This is a genomic window from Microbacterium sp. Se63.02b (genome assembly GCF_014171575.1).
Classification (GTDB): domain Bacteria; phylum Actinomycetota; class Actinomycetes; order Actinomycetales; family Microbacteriaceae; genus Microbacterium.
Genome location: NZ_CP050453.1, coordinates 1,783,826 through 1,805,985, shown reverse-complemented (window position 1 = coordinate 1,805,985; position 22,160 = coordinate 1,783,826). Strand labels below are relative to the sequence as shown.

Sequence of the window (22,160 nt, the reverse complement as noted above, 5' to 3'; positions counted from 1 at the left end):
TCATGGTGACGCGTCTCAGCGCGTCGTGCCGTGCACCTTCGGCAGGGCACCACCCGCAGCCGCATTGCGGTCGGGTCGGAAGTTCGAGAAATCGGCACCGGGGACGTCTTTGACGAGATCGAGCTCATCCTCGATGAGCGCGGCCTCCCACTCCTCCGGGCCGACGAGGGGAAGGCGCACACGCGGACTCGAGATGCGTCCGAGCCCGTGCAGGATGTACTTCGCTGCCACGGTTCCCGGCACGTGCGTCATCACCGCGCGCACCAGGGGCTCGAGGCGCTTGTGCTCCGCGGTGGCCGTGGTGAGGTCGCCCGCGTTGACCGCGTCGATGATCGTGCGGTACGGCGCAGCAGCCACGTTCGCGGTGACGCCGATGAGGCCTGCGGCTCCGATCGCGAGGTGCGGCAGCACATTCGCGTCGTCGCCCGAGAAGTACATCAGATCGGTCTGGTTGAGTACGCGGCTGACCTCCGAGAAGTCGCCCTTGGCGTCCTTCACCGCGAGGATGTTCGGGTGCTTCGCGAGCCGGAGGATCGTCTCGTACTTGATCGGCACCCCCGTGCGGCCGGGAATATCGTAGAGGATCACCGGGAGGTCCGTCGCGTCCGCGACCAGGCGGAAATGCGTGAGGATACCCGCCTGCGTCGGCTTGTTGTAATAGGGCGTGACGATCATGATGCCGTCAGCGCCGGCCTTCTCACTGGCCTTGTACAGCTCGATCGCATGCGCCGTCTCGTTGGAGCCGCCGCCGGTGATGATCTTGGCACGGCCCGCAGCGACGGACTTGCCGACCTCGACGAGCTTGAGCTTCTCGGGGTCCGTCAGTGTCGACGTCTCGCCGGTCGTTCCCGTCACGACGATGCCGTCCGCGCCTGCGGTGATCACGTCATCGATGTGCTTCTCGACGGCGGGCCAGTCGACTTCGCCGTCGGCCGTCATCGGAGTGACGAGCGCGACGAGGACCTGTCCGAAAGGGTTGCCCGAGTGCGTCATGTTCCCAGCGTATCTGGTCGGATACCGCTCATGCGGACGCGGTGACTCGTCCGGTCACGTCGACGATGCGTCCTCCGTGCCGAGTGCCGGCGCGGCTCGGCATACGCTCGGGGGATGGGATGGGTCACGCACCGTACCGAGTCGAAGTACGAGAACGCCTGGATCCGGGTGCGTGAGGACGCCGTCTCGGGTCCGAACGGCGCCGATGGCATCTATGGCGTCGTCGCCACCTGGCATCCAGCCGTGTTCATCGTCGCGGTGGATGACCAAGACCGTATGTGCCTGGTCACGATCGACAGATACACGGTGGGCGTCAGCACGGAGATCCCGGCTGGGGGCAGCGACGGCGAAGACCCGCTCGCGGCGGCGAAGCGGGAACTGCGCGAGGAGACCGGGTACGAGGCGGACGACTGGACGTCGCTCGGCTCCATGTACGCATTGAACGGGATCGCCGAGGCGCGTGAGCATGTGTTCCTCGCACGCGGCGTCCGGGCACTCGCCGCCTCCGAGGACGCCGCCGCGACTCAAGCCGAAGAGGGTATCCAGGCGGTCTCCTGGGTACCCTTCGAACAGGTGCTCAGGATGATCGCGGCGGGTGACGTCACCGACGGCGAGACCATCGCCGCGGTCGCGATGGCGGGCATCGCGCTCGGCAGGTTCCATTGAGACCTGCGTCTCAGACGCGACCTCGCCTTGCCACGCGCGAGGTGAGCGAGCTCGGCAAGAAGCGGGCCACAGCAACGATCACCTTGTAGCGCACCGACGGCACCGACACCGCCTTACCACGGGCGGCATCGCGCAGCCCGGTGCGCACGACGTCGTGCGCGTCCAACCACATGATGCTCGGCACGCCTTCCTGCCCCACAGCCAGCCCCATGCGCTCGTGGAACGTCGTGTGTGTGAAACCCGGGCACAGTGCGGTCACCGAGACCCTGTCACTGCTGTACTCGGCGTTCGCCCACCGGCTGAAGCCGATCAGCCAGGCTTTGCAGGCCGAGTAGGTCGATCGCGAGATGAAGCCGGCCACCGAAGCCACGTTGATGATGCGCCCGCCTCGCCCTCGCATGGACTGGAGCGCGGCGTGCATGAGACGCATGGAGGCTTCGACGTGCACGCGGAGGTGCCTCACCTCATCTTCGAGGTCGTTGTCTGCGAACTGCAGCGGCAACCCGAAGCCGGCATTGTTGACGAGCAGATCGACGGGATCCGAGACATCACGGAGCCGCGCGGCGACCTTCTCGACATCGCCGACCTCCGCGAGATCCGCAGGGAGGACCTCGACGGCGACACCGTATTCACGACGCAACTCGGCGGCGAGCTCCTCCAGCGGACCCGCAGAGCGGGCGACGAGGATGAGATCGGCGCGACGTCGCGCGAGTTGACGAGCGAACTCGGCGCCCAATCCGGCACTGGCCCCGGTGATCAGCGCAGTGGGCATCAGCGCTCGTATCCGAGGAAGCGATAGCGGATGTCGGAGCGAGATGTGTGCCACTCCCCCTCGTCGACGAGGCGCCAGCCGGTCTTCGGCGGCGCGTAGGTGTCTCCGGCGACCTGAAGGTCGAGCTCGGTGACCTCGAGCCGATCGGCGTCGCCGATCACCTGTCGGAAGATCTCCGCTCCGCCGATGACCCAGACCCTGTCGAGTCCGCGCACGGCTTCGGCGACCGTCGCTGCCCGACGCGCACCCTTCTCGGACCAGTCCTGTTGCCGGGTGACCACGATGTTGTCTCGACCGGCGAGCGGGCGGAAGCGCTCAGGAAGCGAATCCCAGGTCTTGCGGCCCATCACCACCGGCGCTCCGAGGGTCACTTCCTTGAAATGCGCGAGGTCCTCGGGGACGTGCCAGGGCATTCCGCCCTCGGCGCCGATCACGCCGCCGCGCGCCTCCGCCCAGATCAGCCCGACCCACGTCATACGGCCACCGCTGCGCGGATCGGGGCGTGATGCTGATAGTCCGACACGACGAAGTCGTCGTAGCGGTAATCGAAGATCGAGTCCGGCTTCCTGGCGAAACTCAGCGTCGGGTAGTCGTACGGGTCGCGGCTGAGCTGCTCACGCACCTGCTCCACGTGGTTGTCGTAGATGTGGCAGTCTCCGCCGGTCCACACGAAGTCACCCGGTTCGAGTCCGACCTGCTGCGCGATCATCTTCGTGAGCAGCGCGTAGGAGGCGATGTTGAACGGGACACCGAGGAACATGTCGGCGCTGCGCTGGTACAGCTGGCAGGAGAGCTTGCCGTCGGCGACGTAGAACTGGAACAACGCGTGGCAGGGCGCGAGAGCCATGTCGGGGATCTCCGCCGGGTTCCACGCCGAGACGATCAATCGCCGCGAGTCCGGAGAGCGTCGGATCTGCTCGATCACCTCGGACAGTTGATCGATGCTCCCGCCGTCGGGCTTCGGCCAGGACCGCCACTGGACCCCGTAGACCGGACCGAGGTCGCCGGATTCGTCAGCCCATTCGTCCCAGATCGTGACGCCGTTCTCGCGCAACCACCCGACGTTCGAGTCGCCCCGCAGGAACCAGAGCAGCTCGTAGGCGATCGACTTGAAATGCACACGCTTCGTGGTGATGAGGGGGAAGCCCTTCGAAAGGTCGAAGCGGATCTGCCGACCGAAGACGCTCGTGGTGCCGGTACCCGTGCGATCGGACTTATGCGTGCCGGTCTCCAGGACATCGCGGAGCAGGTCTTCATACGGCGTCGGGACGGCTTCGCTCATGACAGCCACGATACCGCGACCATCCGCGTCTCGGGCGGAGCCGCTCTGGCTCCCGGCACGTCCGTCATGGTGTGAAACATCGGCCCGCAGCCTTCTTCGCACGGCATATTCTCGCTCTATGTCGCCCACGCTCGCCCTGGGGCTCGCCGCAGCACTCCTCGTGCTCGCGACGACCATCGGTATCGTGCTGCGCCGGCGCGACGGACGACGGCGCGATGGCGGCGCGCTCCACTTCGATCCGGCGGATGCCGCCACAGCGGAGTTCGGCGACAGGGCCACCCTCGTGCAGTTCAGCACCGAGATGTGCGCGCGGTGCCCGCAGGTACGCCGGCTGCTCGACGGTTACGCCTCCGACCACGAAGGACTCCGTCACGTGGAGATCGATCTGACGCATCGTCCTGATCTCTCCGCCCGCTACAAGGTGTTGCAGACACCGACGACGTTCGTCATCGACAGCTCAGGCGCCGTCCGCGCGCGCTTCCACGGCGTGCCGCACCGCCATGCCCTCGCCGACGCCCTGGCCACCGTCTGAGCCCGAAAGTCTGGAGCACAAATGAGCACGCCCGCAGGCATCGACCCCCGAGGCCCACGCTTCGCCGCCACCGTCACGGCCGTCCTCCTGCTCCTGGCGACCTTCCTCGGGCTGATCGGGATCTCGACCGCGCAGGTCCCCGGAAGCTGGTTCGCGATCACTCCCTCCTCGGACTTCGCATTCGTCGCCGGGAGGACCTGGGCCCTCCCCTCTGCGGGGTTCGCCGAACGTGTCCTCGACCCCGGGTTCCTGCTCACGGTGATCATCGCGCTGCTCTTCCTGTGGGGTGTCGTATCGCCCCGCACCGCCCCGTGGAGCGCCCTGTTCCGCACTGCGGTGCGCCCCGGCTCGCTCCGCCGTCCGAGCTGGAGGATCCACGACCGCCTCGGTTCTCGCAAGGGGTCGGACTCTTCGTCGTCACGATCGGACTCGTGCTGCATGCTCTCGGCGTTCCCTGGGCACTCCCGATCGCGACGGCTGCGGCCTTCATCGCGGCCTTCCTCAATGCGGCCTTCGCTTTCTGCCTCGGCTGCCAGCTGTACCTCCTGCTGCAGCGTGTCGGGGTCGTCGGACGCGAAGCTGCAGCGTCCTGACCGCTGTTCCCCCGCGTCGGAGCGCTCGATAGGCTGACCACGAGTCGACGCCGCAGCCCCGCAGCGCGAGAACCGGAGGAATCATGCCCGTCACCAGCGAAGCCGCCAGCACGTGGACCGGATCGCTCATGGAAGGGTCGGGCACCGTGGCGTTCTCGTCGTCGCATCTCGGCACCTTCCCCCTCAATTGGAAGGCGCGTAGCGAGGGCAGCGACACCACCACCACGCCGGAGGAACTCATCGCGGCAGCCCACGCGTCCTGCTTCAGCATGGCGCTCTCGCACGCCCTCGCAGAGAACGGCACTCCGCCGGAGCGCGTCAACACGACCGCATCGGTCACGTTCAAGCCCGGAGTCGGCATCACCGGAAGCCACCTCAATGTCAACGCGAGCGTTCCGAACCTGACGCCCGAGGCGTTCCAGGAGATCGCGAACGGCGCCAAGACCGGTTGCCCGGTCTCTCAGGCGCTCGCAGGCATCGAGATCACCCTCGAGGCGACACTCGCCTGAGCCGCCCGTCAGGGTCAGCGACGAGCGAGACGGATCGCCTCACGAATGCTGGCCCTGGCGTCCTTCCGGCGGCCGGCAGCATCCTGGACGACGCCCAGCCGGTAGCGCGCGCGCCAGTCGTCGTCGGCCGACTCGGCTTCCGCCGCGTACCGAGCGATGAGCGGATCCGCGTCGGCGCGAGCGATCCGCCCACTCGGCGTGAGTTCCGTCTCGACCGGGGGCATGCCGCCTTCGGCATCGAGAAGGCGTCCGAGCCGGTCAGCTCCGAAGCCGAACATCATCTCCCTGACGAGCGCCCATGCTCCGATCGGCGCCAGCACGAGGAGCGTGATCCCCATCCCGATCGACACGGGGGTGCCGACGGAGATGAACATCACCGCGAGCCAGATGGCGACAGCGAGGTAGACGAGCAGCGCCGCGGCCATCAGGCCGACGCCGATGCGCGACATCACGACCGGATGCCGATGTCGATCATGTGCTCGAGGCCCACGACCACGCCGGTCGCGTTGAGGGCGAAGGGCACGGCGAGCCGGATTCCGGGTGCGTACGCCAGCGCAGAGTCGGTGGTGTCGTGGGTGAAGGTGAGCGACTCGCCGGGACCGGACAGGATGACCTCCTGCTTCGCGACCACGCCTGGCCGCCGCAGCGAGTGGATCGGGACGCTGCCGACCTGCTGTCCACGCGCGCGTTGGTCCGCGTGCGGCGCGCTGACGGGCCCGTTCTCCGCCCGAGCGGCGGCGATCAGCTCTGCCGTCCGCACGGCGGTTCCGCTCGGAGAGTCGATCTTGGTCTCGCGGTGCGCCTCGATGATCTCCGCCGACCCGAAGAACGGGGCCGCCGCAGCAGCCAATGCCGAGCCGAGCACCGAGCCCAACGAGAAGTTGGGGATGAAGACCGCACCGGTGCCCGCGGCCTCGACGAGAGGGCGCACGAGCGCGATCCGCTCAGCCGACCATCCCGAGGTCGCGACCAGGACGTTGATACCGCGCTCGACGGCAGCACGCACGACCTCGATGCTCACCTGCGGCGTCGACGCGTCGACCACCAGGTCCACCCCGTCGAGCTCGGAGAGATCGCTGGACGAGGTCAGCACGCGACTCACCTCGAAGCCGTCGAGCTCATCGATCACCGCGCCGATGATCGTGCCGAGCTTCCCGGTTCCGCCGACGAGGGCTACCTGCGTGGTCATGCATCCAGTCTATTTCGACGTCGGCGGGGTCCGGCCGGGGCGCGCGGGCTGCGCTGCGGTTTCCCTGAGAGCCGTGCCCGCTCGGGCACGGCACGTCACGCGCACGGACCGCAGCACAGCGCTGTCCGCGCGCACCGCTTCGAGTACCGCCTCAGACCAGGAGCGCGTCGGGGATGCCGGTGCGCAACTCCACGGGGAGGTGACCGGTGTCGTTATGGGTGAGGAGAGTCCACGGTCGCCCCTGCTTCTGCGCGATGACCGTGAGGCCGCAATGCGACTGGTTCAACGTCATCCATCGCCACTCCGGAGCCGCGAGCACCTCGCGGACGAACCACGAGATCACGAAGTTGTGTGTGATGAGCACCTCATGCACATCCCCGGTCTTGCGGACGAGGAACTCGTTGACCGCGTCCGACATCTGCGCCCGCCCCGCCTCGATCTCCGCCTCGGTGACGGATCCGAAGAACGGCTCGAACACCGCGGGAGTATCTTCCGTCATGCCGGTCGGCACGCAGTCGAACAGCAACGCGGTGGGCTCAGGGTCCACCGAGGGAAGACGAGCGGCGATCGCCCTGGCCGTCTCGTTCGCCCGCAGCAGCGGCGAATGCCAGACAGCATCGAGGGGAAGCCCGGACAGCCGATCGGCGATCAGCTCGGCCTGCCGCTGTCCTCGGGGAGAGAGGGGTCCATCGGCGAGACCGTGCTCCGCATCTTGATGTTCACCGTGTCTGACCAGATATATGTAGTGCGTCACAACTCGCTCGCTTCATCGCCAGCATTCGCCGGGCCTCCTTCCCACCCTATGTCACGGGCGGAGGGAAGCTCAGTTACCGGCCCGGGTGAGCTCGGCGAGGTGGCTGCGCGACAGCGACACCCCCGCGCCCTGCATGAGCTCGTCGACATGATCGGTGGCGAAGGCGTTCACGATCGGCGCGGCGATCGTGCGCTGCGCCAGCAGCCAGGCGATCGACACGGCCGCGACGGGAACCGCGAGTTCCTCCGCGACCTGGTCCAGCGCGCGCAGGATCTTGATCCCACGCCGGTTGAGGTGCCCTCGGAGCTGCTCGCCGCGGACACCCCGCGATGTGAGCGCCTTGTTGCGATGCCGACCGGAGAGGAATCCGTGCTCGAGCGCATGCGACGGGGTCACCGCGAGGTTCTGCGCACCGGCGACCAGGCGCAGATCGCCCTCGAACGGCTGACGCCGGATGAGGTTGTACGGCGCATCGATCACCTGGATGCGCGGGTAGCCCGCTGAGGCGAGGATCCGCGCCTCGACGAGTCGCTCCGGCGCGAGCCCGTAGGCGCCGACGGCCCCGACCTTGCCGGCATCTGCCAACCACTCCACTGTCGCGAGCGTGTCTTCCAGGTTCGTCGTCGCATCGAGGGTGGCATCGAGGTACAGCACGTCGATGCGCTCGACACCGAGTCTGGTGAGCGAGCCCTCCACCGCGCGCACGAGGTTCACGGAGCCGAGCCCCGGGTTGTCGGCGTGCGCGCCGATACGGACGCTCAGCACCGCCCGGTCGCGTCGTCCGCGAGACCGCAGCCACTGTCCGATGATGTGCTCGCTGCGACCACCGGAGAAACCGTCCGCGGTGTGAATGGCATTGCCGCCGAACTCCACATAGCGATCGAGGATGCCGTGGCTCGTCTCGAGGTCGACGTTCCAGCCGAATTCGGCCGCACCGAGCATCAGGGGAAAGGTCTCGAATCCGGTCTCTCCCAGAGGGACGCGGATCGTCTCTCCTATCCCGGGTCCGACGATGGGGATCGGCGCGGACGGATGCTCGGCGGATCCCTGCGGGGCGCGCTCCGCGTCCGCTCCCGCGCCTACGCTGAACAACCGCATTCTCTCTCACCCCCGCGTCGATCGGTGCGTGCCGACCTGCGTACCTGCTGGACCTGCACCCCCCGGTGCGTACTTCGAGGGTAAGCGACTTCCCCGAACGACTTGACCAATCCAGGGAACGGCGCGGAAACGTCCGATAACGATTTGATCACACCGGAACGGCGAAGCCCGGGCCCGTCCGAGACGGACGGACCCGGGCTCCGGTGCGAGCGTCGAGACTACTCGGCGGCAGTGTCCTCCGCCGGTGCGGACTCGGCGGCGGGCGCCTCGTCGATCACGGGCTCGAGCGACAGCTTGCCGCGGTCGTCGATCTTCGTGATCTTCACGAGGATCTTCTGACCGACCGACAGGACGTCGTCGACGTTCTCGACACGCTTGCCACCGGCGAGCTTGCGCACCTCGGTGACGTGCAGCAGACCGTCCTTGCCCGGAAGCAGCGAGATGAACGCGCCGAAGGTCGCGATCTTCACGACGGTGCCGAGGAACTGCTCGCCGACCTCCGGGTTGGTCGGGTTGGCGATCGCATTGACCTGGGCGCGGGCGGCCTCGGCCGAGGGGCCGTCGGTCGCGCCGATGTAGACGGTGCCGTCCTCCTCGATGGAGATCTGCGCACCGGTCTCGTCCTGGATCGCGTTGATCGTCTTGCCCTTCGGGCCGATCAGCTCGCCGATCTTGTCGACCGGGATCTGCACGCTGATGACGCGCGGCGCGGTCGGCGCCATCTCGTCCGGAGCGTCGATCGCGGCGTTGAGGACGTTGAGGATCGTCAGACGAGCCTCACGTGCCTGGGTCAGCGCACCTGCGAGCACCGACGACGGGATGCCGTCGAGCTTGGTGTCGAGCTGGATCGCCGTGACGAACTCGCTCGTGCCCGCGACCTTGAAGTCCATGTCGCCGAGAGCATCTTCCGCACCGAGGATGTCGGTGAGTGCCGCGTAGCGGGTCTCACCGTCGACCTCGTCCGAGACGAGGCCCATCGCGATGCCGGCGACGGGTGCGCGCAGCGGCACACCGGCGTTCAGCAACGAGAGGGTCGACGCACAGACGGAGCCCATCGAGGTGGACCCGTTGGAGCTGAGCGCCTCGGAGACCTGACGGATCGCGTACGGGAACTCCTCGCGGCTCGGCAGCACCGGCACGAGGGCGCGCTCGGCGAGGAAGCCGTGCCCGATCTCGCGACGCTTCGGCGAACCGACACGGCCGGTCTCGCCGGTCGAGTAGGGCGGGAAGTTGTAGTGGTGCATGTAGCGCTTGCTCGTCGTGGGCGACAGCGAGTCGATCTGCTGCTCCATCTTGAGCATGTTCAGCGTGGTGATGCCCAGGATCTGGGTCTCGCCGCGCTGGAAGATCGCGGAGCCGTGCACGCGCGGGATGACCTGCACCTCGGCGTCCAGCGGACGGATGTCCGCCAGGCCGCGGCCGTCGATGCGCGCACCCTCGGTGAGGATGCGGCCGCGGACGATCTTCTTCGTCACGGACTTGTACGCGGCGGAGAACTCGAGCGGGGCCGCAGCCGGGAGCGAGCCCGCCTCGGTGGCCTCGATGAGCTCGGCCTTGACGCGGTCCTTGATCGCGTCGTCAGCGGTCTGACGCTCGACCTTGTCGGCGATCTGGTAGACGTCGCTGAGCTCGGCGAACGCGCGCTCGGACACGAAGCTGTAGACCTCGTCGCTGTATGCCGGGAAGACGGGGTAGACGCCCGGCTCCTTCGACGCGGTCGCGGCGAGCTCGGCCTGAGCCTTGACCAGCTGAGCGATGAACGGCTTCGAGGCCTCGAGACCCTGGGCCACGATCTCCTCGTTCGGCTTGGTGGCGCCAGCCTTGATGAGGTTCCAGCTGCCCTCGGTCGCCTCGGCCTCGACCATCATGATGGCGACGTCTTCCGTGCCATCGGCCTTGGTGACGACGCGACCGGCGACGATCAGGTCGAACACGGCATCTGCGACCTGCTCGGCCGTCGGGAACGCGACCCACTGGTCCGCGTGCTCGCCATGACCGGGGATGAACGCGAGGCGCGCACCGGCGACCGGGCCCGAGAACGGCAGACCCGAGATCTGGGTCGACGCCGAAGCGGCGTTGATCGCGAGAGCGTCGTAGAACTCGCCCGGTGCGATCGAGAGGACGGTGATGACGATCTGGACCTCGTTGCGCAGGCCGTCGACGAACGACGGACGCAGCGGACGGTCGATCAGACGGCAGACGAGGATCGCCTCGGTGGAGGGACGACCCTCACGACGGAAGAACGAGCCGGGGATCTTGCCGGCGGCGTAGGAGCGCTCCTCGACATCGACCGTCAGCGGGAAGAAGTCGAAGCCCTCACGCGGGTGCTTGCCCGCGCTGGTGGCCGAGAGGAGCATGGTCTCGCCGTCGAGATACGCGGCGACTGCGCCCTGAGCCTGCTGCGCGAGGCGGCCGGTCTCGAAGCGGATGGTGCGGGTGCCGAAGCGGCCGTTGTCGAGAACGGCCTCGGTGGCGGTGATTTCAGGACCTTCCAAGAGGTCTCTCCTTCTTTGTTTAGACTCGCGAGTCCGTATGACGCGCGAGCGTGTTCAAAGGAGCGGAACGGAAGGGTTCGGGCGCGCGGGCACTCCCGCGAATCTCGCCTGCGCTGGCCACCAGTAGAAAGCCACCCGACGTGTGCCGAGGAACCCACCACAGGGGACCAGCTTCTCCGCCGATCGCTCCATGAGTCGATATGAAATTGTGCGGTCGGCACACGCCGACCGCATCCACCCTACCAGCGCCGACCGCGATTCCCTCGTGGCGCCGTGCATCGTGGACCGGACATGCGTCGGACATACGACGTTCACCCGACGGATGCCGTCAGGTGGGAGTGATCGGTTCTGCTGAGTCCATGCGCATGTCAGTGATCGGCTGCGGGTACCTCGGTGCCGTGCACGCCGCCGCGATGGCCTCGATCGGGCACGACGTCGTCGGCATCGACGTGGACGAGCAGAAGATCGCCGCCCTGGCGTCGGGCGCTGCGCCGTTCTTCGAACCCCGACTGCCGGAACTCCTGGCCGAGGGGGCTCGGTTCGGGGCGGCTGAGGTTCAGCAGTCGGATGGCGGACGCCGAGGGAGCGGATGTGCACTTCCTGGCAGTCGGCACTCCTCAGGTGTCGGGTGGACACGCCGCCGACCTCCGATTCGTCGAGGCAGCCGTCGACGGCCTGCGCCCTCACCTGAGGCCCGGCGATGTCGTCGCAGGCAAATCCACCGTCCCGGTCGGCACCGCGGCACGGCTCGCCGCGCGTGTGATCGACACAGGAGCGACGCTGGTCTGGAACCCGGAGTTCCTGCGCGAGGGCTGGGCTGTGCATGACACGCTCGCGCCCGACCGTCTCGTCGTGGGGGCGGAACAGGACGCTGACGGCGAGCGGGCCGTCGCCGTGCTGCGCGATGCGTACGCTCAGGCCATCGACGCCGGCGCCCCGTTCCTCGTGACGGACCTCGCCACCGCCGAGCTCGTGAAGGGGGCCGCCAACGCCTTCCTCGCGACGAAGATCTCTTTCATCAACGCGATGGCGGAGATCGCCGAAGCCTCCGGCGCGGACGTCGCTCTCCTCGCGGACGCTCTCGGATACGACACCCGGATCGGGCGACGCTACCTCGGGGCGGGCATCGGCTTCGGCGGAGGCTGCCTCCCGAAAGACATCCGCGCCTTCGCCGCACGCGCCGACGAACTCGGCCGCGGCGAAGCGGTCGGGTTCCTCCGTGAAGTCGACGCGATCAATCTGCGACGACGGGAACGCGCCGTCCGACTCGTGGTCGACGCGCTCGGGGGCTCGTGTTCGGGCGGCGGATCGCCGTGCTCGGAGCCGCGTTCAAACCGTTCAGCGACGACATCCGCGATTCCCCCGCTCTCGACGTGGCCGTACGTCTGCGAGGTCTGGGAGCGGATGTCGTCGTCACCGACCCGGCCGCGATCGACAACGCGTCAGCCGCGCACCCGCAGCTCGGATACGCGCGAGATCGGGATGACGCTCTCCGCGACGCCGACGCGGTCGTCATCGTGACCGAATGGGATGAGTACCGCCGGGACCTCTCGCCGGAGCACGCGGGTGCTCTGGTGCGCGGCCGCGTCGTCGTGGACGGCCGCAACTGCCTCGACGCCACCGCCTGGCGTGCGGCGGGCTGGCAGTACCACGGCCTGGGTCGCCGGTAACCCGCATCGCCCGCGACGGTCGCTGTCCTGCGATCAGCCCACCGTCACGCCGCGACCGGCCGGTGTCCTACCGAGGTAGACGTAGTCCTGGTGCTTCGACGCCCTGCCGTCGCCCGCGGCACGCCCATGCAGCCGGCGCCACACCCAGGGCAGGGCATGACGACGCCACCACACCCCGACGCCGATGGGTTCATGCTCGTGCAGCGCTGCGTCGAGTAGTCCGAGCGCATCGGCATCGGGCACACCGAGCATCTCTCCCGCCCGATACGCGAGGAAGCGATGCCCGCGACTGCTCAGATGCACGAGATCCTCCCCCCAATTGGGCCGCTCCGCGAGAGACGGATACAGGTCGGTGTCGATGAGCATGGCGCCGGTGCGCGCGGCGATTCCCGCCAACGCCGTGGCGAATGCGGCGAACCTCCGGGTGTAGATGACCGCCGCACGCCGCCCCGGCAGGAACGGCGTGACCAGGAGCACGTCGGCGCCGGCCTCCTGAGCCGCACGACCGCACCTTCGAGTTCCAGAGCGAGGGCGGGGACGTCCACGTGGTGCTTCACGAGGTCGTTGGCGCCGATCAGGATCGAGACGAGGTCGGGCGCAGCTCCACCGCCCGCTCCGTCTGCATGCCGGGACGTCACGCACCCGCTTCGACCGGATCGCGAGGTTGGCGTAGTGGAGGCCGCCCTGCGCCGCGAGGAGCAGTGCGAGCCGATCCGCCCAGCCGCGCAGAGCACCGTCGGGAGCCGGATCGCACAGTCCTTCCGTGAGCGAATCTCCGAGCGCGACGAACCGCCGCCAACGACGGGGTGCCACCGCCACAGGCGCCTCGGGCCGGACCGTGCGGCGCGCGCGTGCGCCCCTGTCGGCCCGGTGCAGCGTCCGCGCCTCGTCGTAGTGCGCGAGGAGCTGGTCGCAGACGCTCGCCCAGCTGCGGCTCTGCACGGCGGCGTGGCCTGCTGCGCCGAATGCCTGTCGCTTTCGGGCGTCCCCTGCGAGGTCGGCCACACGCATCCGAAGGTCCGCGTGATCCCCCGGTCGATACAACCAGCCGTCGATGCCCATCCGCACGAGGTCGAGGGGGCCTCCGCGACCGGTCGCGATCACGGGAACACCGCTCGCGTGTGCCTCCTGGAGGGTCTGACCGAAGGTCTCGCTCTCACCCGGATGCACGAACAGGTCGAACGACGCCATCGCGGACGCGAGCGCCAGACCGTCGAGGTGTCCGAGGAACACCGCCTCGGGGAGCAGGCTCTCCAGCCGTGTCCTGCTGGGTCCGTCCCCGACGATCACGATTCGCGTCCCGGGGATGTCGCGCAGCACGGCGAGATCCTCGACCTGCTTCTCGGGAGCGAGACGCCCCACGTAGCCGATCACGACCTCTGCCCCCAGGAGGCGCGGAGCGCCGCGTCACGGCGTGCGGGCTGGAAGCGTTCGGCATCGACCCCTCTCCCCCAGCGCCGCACACGATCCCACCCCAGTTCGGCGAGCTGCTGAGCGGAGTCGGCGGATGGAGCGAGGGTCAACGTCGCTCGGCGGTGCAATCGCGAGATGTGCGACTGAGCGATACCGGTCGTGGCGGCGATCCGGTACCGCTCCGTGTACGCGGCGACGTCCGTCTGGTAGGCGGCGGCGCTGGGGATGCCGAGGCGCTCCGCAGCAAGTACGCCACGCCAGCCGAGCGCGAAAGGCGAGGCGAGATGCACGACGTCCGGTCGGAACCGCTGGAGCGACGAGGCGATGCGGTGCGCCAGACGTCCCGACCCTGACGTTGCGATAGCCCGGCAGCGGAAGGCTCGGAATCGCCTCGATGAGCGCGCCGTGGACGTGGGCGGGAATCCCGTCGGCAGCGGGCGCGATGACGTGTGCGTCGTGACCCGCGTGCTCGAGATGCCGAAGGATCTGCAGCACCGAGCCGGTGACGCCGTTCATGTGCGGAAGGAAGGACTCCGTGACGATCGCTACTCTCACAGCCCCAGGATGACGGCGATCCCGGCCTGCTCCGGTCGCAAACGGCTGTCAGCACCAGATGTTCACCGGATGCTGGACGGCGGGTCACCGGCTATCCGGCCTTTGGTTCCCGTTCACCGCCGGAAGGCACAGTGGACGACGTGGCTGCCGACCTGCTCACCGAATCGCTCGCGGGCCCGTGGAGTCTGGCGCTCATGTGCCTGCTCGTCGTCGGAGATGCGTTCTTCGTCGTCGTGCCGGGAGAGATCGCGGTGACCGCCCTCGGAGCGCTTGCCGCGACCACGGGTACTCCGCCGCTCTGGGCCGTCGTCGTGTGCGCGGCCGCGGCCGCGACCCTCGGCGATGTCTGCTGCTACGTGCTCGGGCGGCTGGTCGGCACCGAACGCTGGCGGTGGATGCGAGCAGCGCGCGTGCAGCAGGCTCTCGCGTGGGCGCGGCGTCGACTCGACACCGGTACGGCCACCGTCCTCTTCACCGCCCGGTTCGTACCGTTCGCGCGACTCGCGATCAATCTGGTGGCCGGAGCGTCCCGCATCCATCCGCCCCGCTACCTCGCTCTGGTCGCCCTCGCTGCGACGGGATGGGCGGGATACCAGGCGGCGGTCGGCGCCGCCGTCGCTGCCGTCGTCCCCGGAGGTCCGCTCGTCGCGGTGCCCGTCTCGGTGGTCCTCGCGATCGGTCTCGGTCTGCTGATCGACCTCGTCAGTCGACGCAGGAGAGGGTGAGAGACCGCACCCGGTGCTCTAGGCTCGGGGCATGAGCACCGAAGAAGGCGCCACCTCCGCTGAGGAGATGAAGCGCAAGTTCAAGGAAGCGCTCGAGAAGAAGAACGCGCACCACCGGCAGGGCGAGGCACACCTCGACGGCGATTCCGCCGTCCACAGTGCGAACGCCCCGCAGACCCGGCGCGAGTTCCGACGCAAGAGCGGTTGACCGCGCGGATGCGGGAGCCCGTTCACCTGGACTCCCGCGTCCCCTCTCCCTCGCGACGTCCACGCCGTCGCCGAGGATGAGGTCATCTCACCGCTCGCAGCATCACTCGCCGGCGAGGCCGCCCAGCATGTGGCCGAAGGAGCGTCCTTCGCCGAGGTATGTGGCGGGGTCGTACGGGTCCGCCACCGTGGCGGCGTCCCGACGAGCGATGGCCTCCGCGAGCTCGTTCGCGCCCTTCTCGACACGTTTGCCGAGCGGAGCCACGTCGTCACCTGAGCCGCCCCAGTCGCTCGACGCGGCGAACACGCCCGTCGACACCGCCTCGGCGTGCAGGTAGGCGAAGAGCGGCCGGATGGCGTAGTCGATCGCGAGCGAGTGCCGCGCGGTGCCGGCGTTCGCGCCGATCAGCACCGGCTTGCCGGTGAGAGCATCGGGGTCGAGGACGTCGATGAACGACTTGAACAGTCCGGAGTAGCTCGTCGAGAAGATCGGCGTCACTGCGATGAGCGCATCGGCCGAGACGACCGTGTTGATGGCGGTCTCCAGCGCCGGCGGGGCGAACCCGGTGAGCATGTTGTTCGTGATGTCGTGCGCGTAGTCCCGCAGCTCGATCACATCGACGCTCGCCTCGATGTCGCGCTCGGCGAGGGCGTGGACGGTGGCGACGGCCAGCCGGTCGGCGAGCATCCTGGTGGACGAGGGGTTCGACAGCCCGGCCGCGACGACGGCGATCCTCCGAGTGGTCATCTCAGGCCTCCTTCCGGCCGAGTCCGAATGCTGCGCCCGCCGGTGCGGGCGTGTCCTGGTAGGGCGAGTCGCCGGTCAGGTTGTCGCCGCGGTTGGCGCCGGGACGCGCCTGACGGGTGGGGCCGTCGCCGAACTCGGCGCGGACTCGCGCGGCGTGGGTCGGCGCGTCCGGCACAGCGGCCGGTCGATCCTTCGCCAGCTCCTTGCGCAGCACCGGGACGACCTCGGAGCCGAGGATGTCGAGCTGCTCGAGCACCGTCTTCAGCGGCAGGCCGGCGTGGTCGATGAGGAACAGTTGGCGCTGGTAGTCGCCGTAGTGCTCGCGCATGCCCGCGTAGCGATCGATGACCTGCTGCGGCGAACCGACCGTCAGCGGGGTCATCTCCGTGAAGTCCTCCATGCTCGGGCCGTGACCGTAGACCGGGGCGTTGTCGAAGTACGGACGGAACTGGTTCACGGCGTCCTGCGACCTCGCGGCCATGAAGACCTGACCGCCGAGTCCGACGATCGCCTGCTCCCTGGTGCCGTGCCCGTAGTGCTCGAACCGCTGGCGGTACAGCTCGATCAGACGCTGGTAGTGCTCCTTGGGCCAGAAGATGTTGTTCGCGAAGAACCCGTCGCCGTAGTAGGCGGCCTGCTCGGCGATCTCCGGGGTGCGGATGGAGCCGTGCCACACGAACGGCGCGATGCCGTCGAGCGGTCGGGGCGTCGAGGTGAAGCCCTGCAGCGGGGTGCGGAACTTGCCCTCCCAGTCCACGACGTCTTCACGCCACAGCTTGTGCAGCAGTGCGTAGTTCTCGATCGCGAGCGGGAGGCCCTGGCGGATGTCCTGCCCGAACCACGGGTAGACCGGTCCGGTGTTGCCACGGCCGAGCATGAGGTCCATGCGCCCGTCGGACACGTGCTGCAGCATCGCGTACTCCTCGGCGATGCGCACGGGGTCGTTCGTCGTGATGAGCGTCGTCGAGGTGGAGACGATGAGGCGCTCGGTCTGCGCAGCGAGAGCCGCGAGGAAGGTGGTGGGGCTGGAGGACCAGAACGGCGGATTGTGGTGCTCGCCGATCGCGAAGACGTCGAGTCCGACCTCTTCGGCGTGCACGGCGATGGCCGTGGTCGCCTTGATGCGTTCCTGCTCGCTGGGGGTGATCCCCGTGGTGGGATCGCGGGTGATGTCGCTGACCGACATGATGCCGAACTGCATCGCCTGCGCGCCTGACTGCTCGCTCATGATTGCTCCGTGTCTCCGAACCGGATGCTTCGCATCCGTTTCTATTCATTTGAATGTATCTGTGTCAACGCGCTCAGAGCAACTTTATTCCCGGGCTGTAGCCTCGAACGATGAGCAGTACCGGGGCGGACATCTCAGGGCCCACCACAGGAGCGATCCCACGCAAGCGTCGACGCGTGCCGTTCTGGGACAACGCACGATACGTCTGCATCGTGCTCGTCGTCCTCGGCCACGCGATCCAACGGCTCATCTACGACTCCGACATCGCCTTCGCCTTCTATCTGGCGTTGTACGCGTTCCACATGCCGGCGTTCGCGATCATCTCCGGGTACTTCTCCAAGTCCGGTTCTCCGACAAAGACGCAGATGGCGAGGGTCATCACCGACATCCTGGTGCCGTACGTGATCTTCGAGCTGCTGTGGACTCTCACCAAGTGGCTGGTGGAGGGCCAGGCGAACCCCAACATCACGCAGCCCAGCTGGACGCTCTGGTTCCTGCTCGCGCTCGGGATCTTCCGACTCGTGCTGCCGTACCTCGCCCTCCTGCGATGGCCGTTGTTGTGGACCGTGGTGATCTCCATCGGCTCCGGCTACCTCCCCAACGTCGACAGCACATTCTCGCTCTCGCGCACCCTCGGCCTCCTGCCGTTCTTCGCTCTCGGCTGGTGGCTTCGCGACCGCGACATCGTCGATCGACTCCGCCTGCTGGACCTGCGTCCCTGGTGGATCCGCGCCGCGGCTGTCGGCGTCATCGCGGTGACCGGATGGGCGGCATGGAACTGGCTCCCGCTGTGGCAGGCGGTCGACCTGCGGCACTGGCTCTTCTATGAGGACTCCTATTCGGACCTGGTGGGAGAGCAATGGTGGGCCGGCGGCATCCGGATCGCGCTGATGCTGCTCGCCGTCGTCCTGTGCGCCGCATTCTTCGTGCTCATCCCCCGCGGCTCGTACTGGTGGACGCGCTTCGGCCAGTACACGATGTACGTCTACCTCCTGCACTCGTTCGTGCTGTATCCGTTCCGCGAGACAGGCATCCTGCGCGACCTCGAGCCGACGTGGCTGTGGTTGCCGCTGGTCACGGCCCTCTCGGTGGTCGTCGCCCTGCTCCTCGCCACGAAACCGGTGCGCCGGCTCTTCCGGCCTCTCGTCGAGCCGCGACCGCGCTGGCTCTTCAACGACCCCGAGCTCGCGACACGAGAGGGGCGACGCAACGATCCGACCGGGTCACGGCGCCCTCGCCCGACGCCGTGACGAGCGGGAGCCGGGCACACGCCGTGCGCGACCGGATCGTCGAAGCCGCGGATGCCGCCCGCTTCCAGGCCCATGGCCTCCACGTGCGGGTCGGGGCCCATGCTGCCGAGCATCGCTGGGCGCCCGACGTGCGCGAGGACGTGCACTCCGTCGCCAAGGGGGCCTGCGTCCTCGCCGCAGCGATCGCTGCCGACGCCGGACTGATCGACCTCGACGAGAGGCTGGGCGCTCTGCTCCCCGACTTCGAGCTGGGCGACGGAGTGGACGAGGTGACGCTGCGCCACCTGCTGACCATGTCGAGCGGTATCGATCTCCCCTGGTCGGAGACGATGATGACGGACTGGCCGGACCTCGCCCGAGAGTTCCTCCGCCGCCCGTCGCGGGGCCGTGCCTTCCAGTACTCGAACGCCAGCACCTACACCGCGATGGCGGCGCTCGAAACCAGAGTCGGAGACGTGGGCGACTACCTCGACGCGCGACTGCTCACTCCGCTCGGTATCACGGACGTCGTCTGGGCGCGCAGCCCGAACGGCCGCATCGAGGCCGGCGGGGGCCCCTCCGCACGACCGAGATGGCGCGCCTCGGGCTCCTGATCCGCGACCGTGGGATGTGGGAGGGCCGACAGCTGGTGTCTGCGCGCGGGATCGACGCGATGCACGAGAACCCGGTCGTCGCGGGCGAGACGCCCGGCTACGATCGCTATGCCCTCGCGGGGTGGGGTGGCCCCGGTCGCGCCTGGCGATTGCACGGCGCCCATGGACAGCTGCTGATCTTCCTCGACGATGCGGTCGTGACCCTCACCGCGCACGACCACTTCGGAGCCGATGCGATGGCGGCATCGGTCGTCGGCATCCTCGAGGACGCACGGCGCGAAGCCTGAACGCGCTCAGGCGAACAGGTCTGCCCCGACGTACGAGCCGGGAGCCGCACCGGCCGGTACCGCCCAGATCCCCGAACCGACGTGACGGATGTACTCGTTCATGAGATCGGTCGACAGCCGACGCTGCAGCGAGATGAACTGCGCGGGGTCGCGCTGGTAAGAGAGGAAGAAGAGTCCGGCGTCGAGGCGTCCGAGCGCGTTGTTGCCGTCGACGTAGTTGTACCCGCGCCGGAGGATCCGGATCCCGTCGTTGTGCTCCGGGTGCGCAAGGCTCACGTGGCTGTTCGCGTCGATCGCGTGGCCCCTGAAGTCGGGGGCGGTGAATTCGTCACCTCCGGAGAGAGGCGCTCCCACCCCTTTGTCCCGCCCGATGATCGAGTCCTGCTCGGAGAGGCGAACCCGGTCCCAGGTCTCGATGAGCATCGCGATCTTGCGCGCCACGAGGTACGAGCCGCCGGCCAGCCATGCGGGTTCGTCCTCGGCGCCGACCCAGACGTGATCGTCGAGCGCTGCGTCGTCGTCGGCCAGGATGTTGGCCGTGCCGTCTTTGAACCCGAACAGGTTCCGTGGCGTCGCCTGCGTCGCGGTGGTGCGCGATGTCTTGCCGAAGCCCAGCTGCGACCAGCGCAGTCGCGCCCGTCCGAAGGCGATACGACTGAGGTTGCGGATCGCATGGACGGCGACCTGCGGGTCGTCTGCGCACGCCTGGATGCACAGGTCTCCGTGCGAGGTCTGCGGGTCGAGGTCGTCGCCGAGGAAGGCGGGGAGACGCTTCAGGCCGCCCGGGCGCTGCGCGGCGATGCCGTAGCGATCCCCCTCCTCGTTCTCGAACAGACTCGGTCCGAAGCCGAACGTGATCGTGAGCCCCGCCGCAGGAAGGCCCAGTGCCTCCCCGTGTCTTCCGGCGGAGCCTCGGGGGGGACCCCCGACGGCGCCGCTCGCACTGACCTCGAGCCCCTGCGTCATCCGAGACGCCGCGTACGACCAGTCCTGCAGCAGACCGATGAGGTCGTCGCGGTCGCTGCGCGGCATCATGTCGAAGCTCGCGAAGTGCAGATGGTCTTGGACCGGCGTGGTGATTCCGGCCTGATGCGCGCCGAAGAACTCGTACGCGGAGTGGGCGTCATCCGCGGCACGCGCGCGGCCCAGCGCCACTCCTCCGGCGAGGCCGGCCCCCGCGCCGACCGCGAGTCCTGCGACGCCGCCGCCGATGGCGAGGCCGAGCAGTCCGCGCCTGCTCAGACCGCCAGGAGCAGACACCGCCTCCGTCGGCGCGTCGTCGCGAGAGGCCTCCGCTTCCGGTTCGTTCACGTCCGTGATGGTACCCGTCCGATCGCGCTCGACATCGATCAGTCCAGGACCGTGCCGGTGAGCTGCGAGAGCGGCTCGGCCAGCGCGTTGATCAGATCGGTGAACTCGCGCTTGTTCTCCTCGGTCAGTTCCGCGTACCCGACGAAGCCGTCGGTCAGCGAGCCGTGTGCGGCGAGCGAGTTCTCGAGAGCGGCGTACCCCGCCTCGATCTCATCGACGAGCGCGGCGCCCGCGTCGCCCTGTGCGACGGCGAAGTCCTCGACGAGCGAGAAGGCCATCTTCGAGCCCTCGACGTTCGCCGCGAAGTCGTACAGGTCGGTCCCGGACCACCAATCCTCCTCGCCGGAGATCTTGCCGGTGGCCACCTCGTCGAGCAGGGCGATGGCGCCGTTCGAGATGCCGCCGATGCCCTGGTCTTCGAGCGCCGTGGTGAAGTCGTCCGAGTGGACGTAGTCGTAGAGTTCCTGGACGTCCGCGAGGAGCAGGTCGCCGTAGTCGGCCCGCTCCTGCGGGGTCGACGGTGTCCAGTCCTGCCACGCCGGCGTCTCGCCGTCGGCGTTCAGCGCATCCTGCGCCGGCACCCACAGGTCCTTCTCGATGCGGTGGAAACCCGTCCAGTCCAGCCCCTCGGCGACGGCGTCGACCTCGCGGTAGTCGATGCGCGGGTCGAGGTCGCCCAGCGCCTCCGCGACCGGCTCGATGCGCTCGTAGAACGCCCGCGTCCGGGGAAGAGTTCGCGTGCCGCCTCGTCGTCGCCGGCCTCGTAGGCCGAGGCGAGATCCTCGACCGCCGGGACGAGCTGGCCGACCTGGTCCTTCACGAATGCCGCGTAGAGGTCGACGGCCTTCTGCTTCTGCTCCGAGTCGGGGCCGTCGACGGCGACGCGATCGCCGGTCACGGTGAACGCGGCCTTGCCGACCCCGTCGCCGATCATGCCGGGCTTGCACAGGGTGAAGTAGTCGCCGGGCTGCGCGACGACCGTGAGTGTGCGGGATGCGGCAGGCGCGATGTTCTCGACCTCTCCCACGATGCGCAGTCCGTCTTCGGCCAGGAGGTAGAACTCCGAGACCTGGTCGGTGTCGTTCTTCACGGCGAAGGTGAGCGTGCCGCTCTTCGCCGTGTCCGCCGAGACAGCGCATTCGCCGTCCGTCGAGGAGACGTCGAACGCGGCGCCTGCCGCACCGTCGCTCTTCGCGACACAGCCGCTCAGGACGAGCGCTGCGGCGCCAGCCGCGGCCAGTGCGCCCAGGACACGATGCGAGATGGTCATGCTGCTCCTTGTGGTGAGAG

Annotated in this window: 22 protein-coding genes and 3 pseudogenes; 10 read left to right on the top strand and 15 right to left on the bottom strand. The window is 68.4% G+C overall.

Features of this window, described 5'->3' with window-relative positions:
• Window positions 1-15: 15 nt before the first annotated feature.
• The gene (gene dapA, locus G4G29_RS08850) at window positions 16-993 is read right to left on the bottom strand and encodes a 4-hydroxy-tetrahydrodipicolinate synthase (protein WP_183152529.1); all 978 of its coding nucleotides are present in this window, start codon (window positions 991-993) and stop codon (window positions 16-18) included.
• 114 nt (window positions 994-1,107) lie between these two features.
• Between dapA and G4G29_RS08845 the strand changes: the two genes are divergently transcribed.
• Window positions 1,108-1,659, top strand: coding sequence for an NUDIX hydrolase (locus G4G29_RS08845; protein ID WP_183152528.1), 552 nt, complete (start codon window positions 1,108-1,110; stop codon window positions 1,657-1,659).
• Between the two features lie 10 nt (window positions 1,660-1,669).
• On the opposite strand, the gene G4G29_RS08840 is transcribed toward G4G29_RS08845, so the two are convergent.
• From G4G29_RS08840 to G4G29_RS08830, 3 genes are read right to left on the bottom strand one after another with little or no spacing between them, the layout of a single operon-like run.
• A complete protein-coding gene (locus G4G29_RS08840) occupies window positions 1,670-2,431 on the bottom strand; it encodes an SDR family oxidoreductase (RefSeq protein ID WP_183152527.1) in 762 nt (253 codons plus the stop codon).
• Window positions 2,431-2,907 carry a dihydrofolate reductase gene (locus tag G4G29_RS08835; RefSeq protein WP_183152526.1) on the bottom strand — a complete coding sequence of 159 codons (477 nt, stop codon included), beginning with the start codon at window positions 2,905-2,907 and terminating at the stop codon, window positions 2,431-2,433. Before G4G29_RS08835 ends, G4G29_RS08840 begins: the two co-directional genes overlap by 1 nt.
• Window positions 2,904-3,713 carry a thymidylate synthase gene (locus G4G29_RS08830; RefSeq protein ID WP_183152525.1) on the bottom strand — a complete coding sequence of 270 codons (810 nt, stop codon included), beginning with the start codon at window positions 3,711-3,713 and terminating at the stop codon, window positions 2,904-2,906. The genes G4G29_RS08835 and G4G29_RS08830 overlap by 4 nt, the downstream gene beginning before the upstream one ends.
• Before the next feature lie 118 nt (window positions 3,714-3,831).
• On the opposite strand from G4G29_RS08830, the gene G4G29_RS08825 reads away from it, so the two are divergent.
• The 3 genes and pseudogenes from G4G29_RS08825 (at window position 3,832) to G4G29_RS08815 (ending at window position 5,347) form a co-directional block, all read left to right on the top strand.
• Window positions 3,832-4,245, top strand: a complete 414-nt coding sequence (locus G4G29_RS08825) for a thioredoxin family protein (RefSeq protein ID WP_183152524.1) — start codon at window positions 3,832-3,834, stop codon at window positions 4,243-4,245.
• A 21-nt stretch (window positions 4,246-4,266) separates the two neighbouring features.
• Window positions 4,267-4,838: pseudogene (locus tag G4G29_RS08820) on the top strand (DUF4395 family protein).
• An 83-nt stretch (window positions 4,839-4,921) separates the two neighbouring features.
• The gene (locus G4G29_RS08815; RefSeq protein WP_183152523.1) at window positions 4,922-5,347 is read left to right on the top strand and encodes an OsmC family peroxiredoxin; all 426 of its coding nucleotides are present in this window, start codon (window positions 4,922-4,924) and stop codon (window positions 5,345-5,347) included.
• A 14-nt stretch (window positions 5,348-5,361) separates the two neighbouring features.
• Here G4G29_RS08815 and G4G29_RS08810 read toward each other — a convergent pair whose 3' ends face one another.
• The 5 genes from G4G29_RS08810 to G4G29_RS08790 all read right to left on the bottom strand — a co-directional run bounded on the left by G4G29_RS08810 (window position 5,362) and on the right by G4G29_RS08790 (window position 10,883).
• Entirely contained in the window at window positions 5,362-5,796 is a 435-nt protein-coding gene (locus tag G4G29_RS08810; protein ID WP_183152522.1) for a hypothetical protein, read from the bottom strand.
• Complete coding sequence (dapB, locus tag G4G29_RS08805; RefSeq protein WP_183152521.1) at window positions 5,796-6,536, bottom strand: 4-hydroxy-tetrahydrodipicolinate reductase; 741 nt, start codon at window positions 6,534-6,536, stop codon at window positions 5,796-5,798. Before dapB ends, G4G29_RS08810 begins: the two co-directional genes overlap by 1 nt.
• A gap of 151 nt (window positions 6,537-6,687) precedes the next feature.
• Complete coding sequence (locus tag G4G29_RS08800; RefSeq protein ID WP_183152520.1) at window positions 6,688-7,290, bottom strand: histidine phosphatase family protein; 603 nt, start codon at window positions 7,288-7,290, stop codon at window positions 6,688-6,690.
• Window positions 7,291-7,359: 69 nt separating this feature from the next.
• Window positions 7,360-8,388, bottom strand: a complete 1,029-nt coding sequence (locus G4G29_RS08795) for an aldo/keto reductase (protein WP_244632550.1) — start codon at window positions 8,386-8,388, stop codon at window positions 7,360-7,362.
• Between the two features lie 218 nt (window positions 8,389-8,606).
• On the bottom strand, window positions 8,607-10,883 hold the full coding sequence (locus G4G29_RS08790) for a polyribonucleotide nucleotidyltransferase (protein WP_183152519.1): 2,277 nt from the start codon (window positions 10,881-10,883) through the stop codon (window positions 8,607-8,609).
• A gap of 359 nt (window positions 10,884-11,242) precedes the next feature.
• On the opposite strand from G4G29_RS08790, the pseudogene G4G29_RS08785 reads away from it, so the two are divergent.
• Window positions 11,243-12,553 (top strand): annotated as a pseudogene (locus tag G4G29_RS08785) (UDP-glucose/GDP-mannose dehydrogenase family protein).
• A gap of 33 nt (window positions 12,554-12,586) precedes the next feature.
• Here the strand turns inward: G4G29_RS08785 and G4G29_RS08780 are convergent.
• Both G4G29_RS08780 and G4G29_RS21815 read right to left on the bottom strand, forming a co-directional pair.
• Window positions 12,587-13,927 carry a glycosyltransferase gene (locus G4G29_RS08780; protein ID WP_244632549.1) on the bottom strand — a complete coding sequence of 447 codons (1,341 nt, stop codon included), beginning with the start codon at window positions 13,925-13,927 and terminating at the stop codon, window positions 12,587-12,589.
• The gene (locus G4G29_RS21815; RefSeq protein ID WP_345941178.1) at window positions 13,924-14,442 is read right to left on the bottom strand and encodes a glycosyltransferase; all 519 of its coding nucleotides are present in this window, start codon (window positions 14,440-14,442) and stop codon (window positions 13,924-13,926) included. Before G4G29_RS21815 ends, G4G29_RS08780 begins: the two co-directional genes overlap by 4 nt.
• A 210-nt stretch (window positions 14,443-14,652) precedes the next feature.
• Here G4G29_RS21815 and G4G29_RS08775 point away from each other — a divergent pair, with 210 nt between their 5' ends.
• Both G4G29_RS08775 and G4G29_RS08770 read left to right on the top strand, forming a co-directional pair.
• On the top strand, window positions 14,653-15,246 hold the full coding sequence (locus G4G29_RS08775; protein WP_244632548.1) for a VTT domain-containing protein: 594 nt from the start codon (window positions 14,653-14,655) through the stop codon (window positions 15,244-15,246).
• 31 nt (window positions 15,247-15,277) lie between these two features.
• Entirely contained in the window at window positions 15,278-15,454 is a 177-nt protein-coding gene (locus G4G29_RS08770) for a DUF5302 domain-containing protein (RefSeq protein WP_183152518.1), read from the top strand.
• Between the two features lie 102 nt (window positions 15,455-15,556).
• Here G4G29_RS08770 and G4G29_RS08765 read toward each other — a convergent pair whose 3' ends face one another.
• Together G4G29_RS08765 and G4G29_RS08760 are read right to left on the bottom strand one after the other, a co-directional pair.
• Window positions 15,557-16,201: an FMN reductase gene (locus tag G4G29_RS08765; protein ID WP_183152517.1), complete on the bottom strand. Its 645-nt coding sequence runs from the start codon at window positions 16,199-16,201 to the stop codon at window positions 15,557-15,559.
• A gap of 1 nt (window position 16,202) precedes the next feature.
• Window positions 16,203-17,429, bottom strand: coding sequence for an LLM class flavin-dependent oxidoreductase (locus G4G29_RS08760; protein WP_183152516.1), 1,227 nt, complete (start codon window positions 17,427-17,429; stop codon window positions 16,203-16,205).
• Window positions 17,430-17,539: 110 nt separating this feature from the next.
• Between G4G29_RS08760 and G4G29_RS08755 the strand changes: the two genes are divergently transcribed.
• The 3 genes from G4G29_RS08755 to G4G29_RS21805 are packed head-to-tail and all read left to right on the top strand — an operon-like array spanning window position 17,540 to window position 19,559.
• Complete coding sequence (locus G4G29_RS08755; protein ID WP_183152515.1) at window positions 17,540-18,679, top strand: acyltransferase family protein; 1,140 nt, start codon at window positions 17,540-17,542, stop codon at window positions 18,677-18,679.
• A gap of 23 nt (window positions 18,680-18,702) precedes the next feature.
• Complete coding sequence (locus G4G29_RS21810; protein ID WP_244632547.1) at window positions 18,703-19,272, top strand: serine hydrolase; 570 nt, start codon at window positions 18,703-18,705, stop codon at window positions 19,270-19,272.
• Window positions 19,251-19,559, top strand: coding sequence for a hypothetical protein (locus G4G29_RS21805; protein ID WP_244632546.1), 309 nt, complete (start codon window positions 19,251-19,253; stop codon window positions 19,557-19,559). The genes G4G29_RS21810 and G4G29_RS21805 overlap by 22 nt, the downstream gene beginning before the upstream one ends.
• Before the next feature lie 6 nt (window positions 19,560-19,565).
• Here the strand turns inward: G4G29_RS21805 and efeB are convergent, their stop codons facing one another.
• Entirely contained in the window at window positions 19,566-20,870 is a 1,305-nt protein-coding gene (gene efeB, locus G4G29_RS08745; protein ID WP_183152514.1) for an iron uptake transporter deferrochelatase/peroxidase subunit, read from the bottom strand.
• 38 nt (window positions 20,871-20,908) lie between these two features.
• Window positions 20,909-22,140 (bottom strand): annotated as a pseudogene (efeO, locus tag G4G29_RS08740) (iron uptake system protein EfeO).
• Between the last annotated feature and the right edge of the window lie 20 nt (window positions 22,141-22,160).

Coding starts and splice junctions, on each gene's coding strand:
- dapA (WP_183152529.1), bottom strand. CDS start 993: ATGACGCACTCGGGCAACCCTTTCGGACAGGTCCTCGTCGCGCTCGTC.
- G4G29_RS08845 (WP_183152528.1), top strand. CDS start 1,108: ATGGGATGGGTCACGCACCGTACCGAGTCGAAGTACGAGAACGCCTGG.
- G4G29_RS08840 (WP_183152527.1), bottom strand. CDS start 2,431: ATGCCCACTGCGCTGATCACCGGGGCCAGTGCCGGATTGGGCGCCGAG.
- G4G29_RS08835 (WP_183152526.1), bottom strand. CDS start 2,907: ATGACGTGGGTCGGGCTGATCTGGGCGGAGGCGCGCGGCGGCGTGATC.
- G4G29_RS08830 (WP_183152525.1), bottom strand. CDS start 3,713: ATGAGCGAAGCCGTCCCGACGCCGTATGAAGACCTGCTCCGCGATGTC.
- G4G29_RS08825 (WP_183152524.1), top strand. CDS start 3,832: ATGTCGCCCACGCTCGCCCTGGGGCTCGCCGCAGCACTCCTCGTGCTC.
- G4G29_RS08815 (WP_183152523.1), top strand. CDS start 4,922: ATGCCCGTCACCAGCGAAGCCGCCAGCACGTGGACCGGATCGCTCATG.
- G4G29_RS08810 (WP_183152522.1), bottom strand. CDS start 5,796: ATGTCGCGCATCGGCGTCGGCCTGATGGCCGCGGCGCTGCTCGTCTAC.
- dapB (WP_183152521.1), bottom strand. CDS start 6,536: ATGACCACGCAGGTAGCCCTCGTCGGCGGAACCGGGAAGCTCGGCACG.
- G4G29_RS08795 (WP_244632550.1), bottom strand. CDS start 8,388: ATGCGGTTGTTCAGCGTAGGCGCGGGAGCGGACGCGGAGCGCGCCCCG.
- G4G29_RS08770 (WP_183152518.1), top strand. CDS start 15,278: ATGAGCACCGAAGAAGGCGCCACCTCCGCTGAGGAGATGAAGCGCAAG.
- G4G29_RS08765 (WP_183152517.1), bottom strand. CDS start 16,201: ATGACCACTCGGAGGATCGCCGTCGTCGCGGCCGGGCTGTCGAACCCC.
- G4G29_RS08760 (WP_183152516.1), bottom strand. CDS start 17,429: ATGAGCGAGCAGTCAGGCGCGCAGGCGATGCAGTTCGGCATCATGTCG.
- G4G29_RS08755 (WP_183152515.1), top strand. CDS start 17,540: ATGAGCAGTACCGGGGCGGACATCTCAGGGCCCACCACAGGAGCGATC.
- G4G29_RS21805 (WP_244632546.1), top strand. CDS start 19,251: ATGGCGCGCCTCGGGCTCCTGATCCGCGACCGTGGGATGTGGGAGGGC.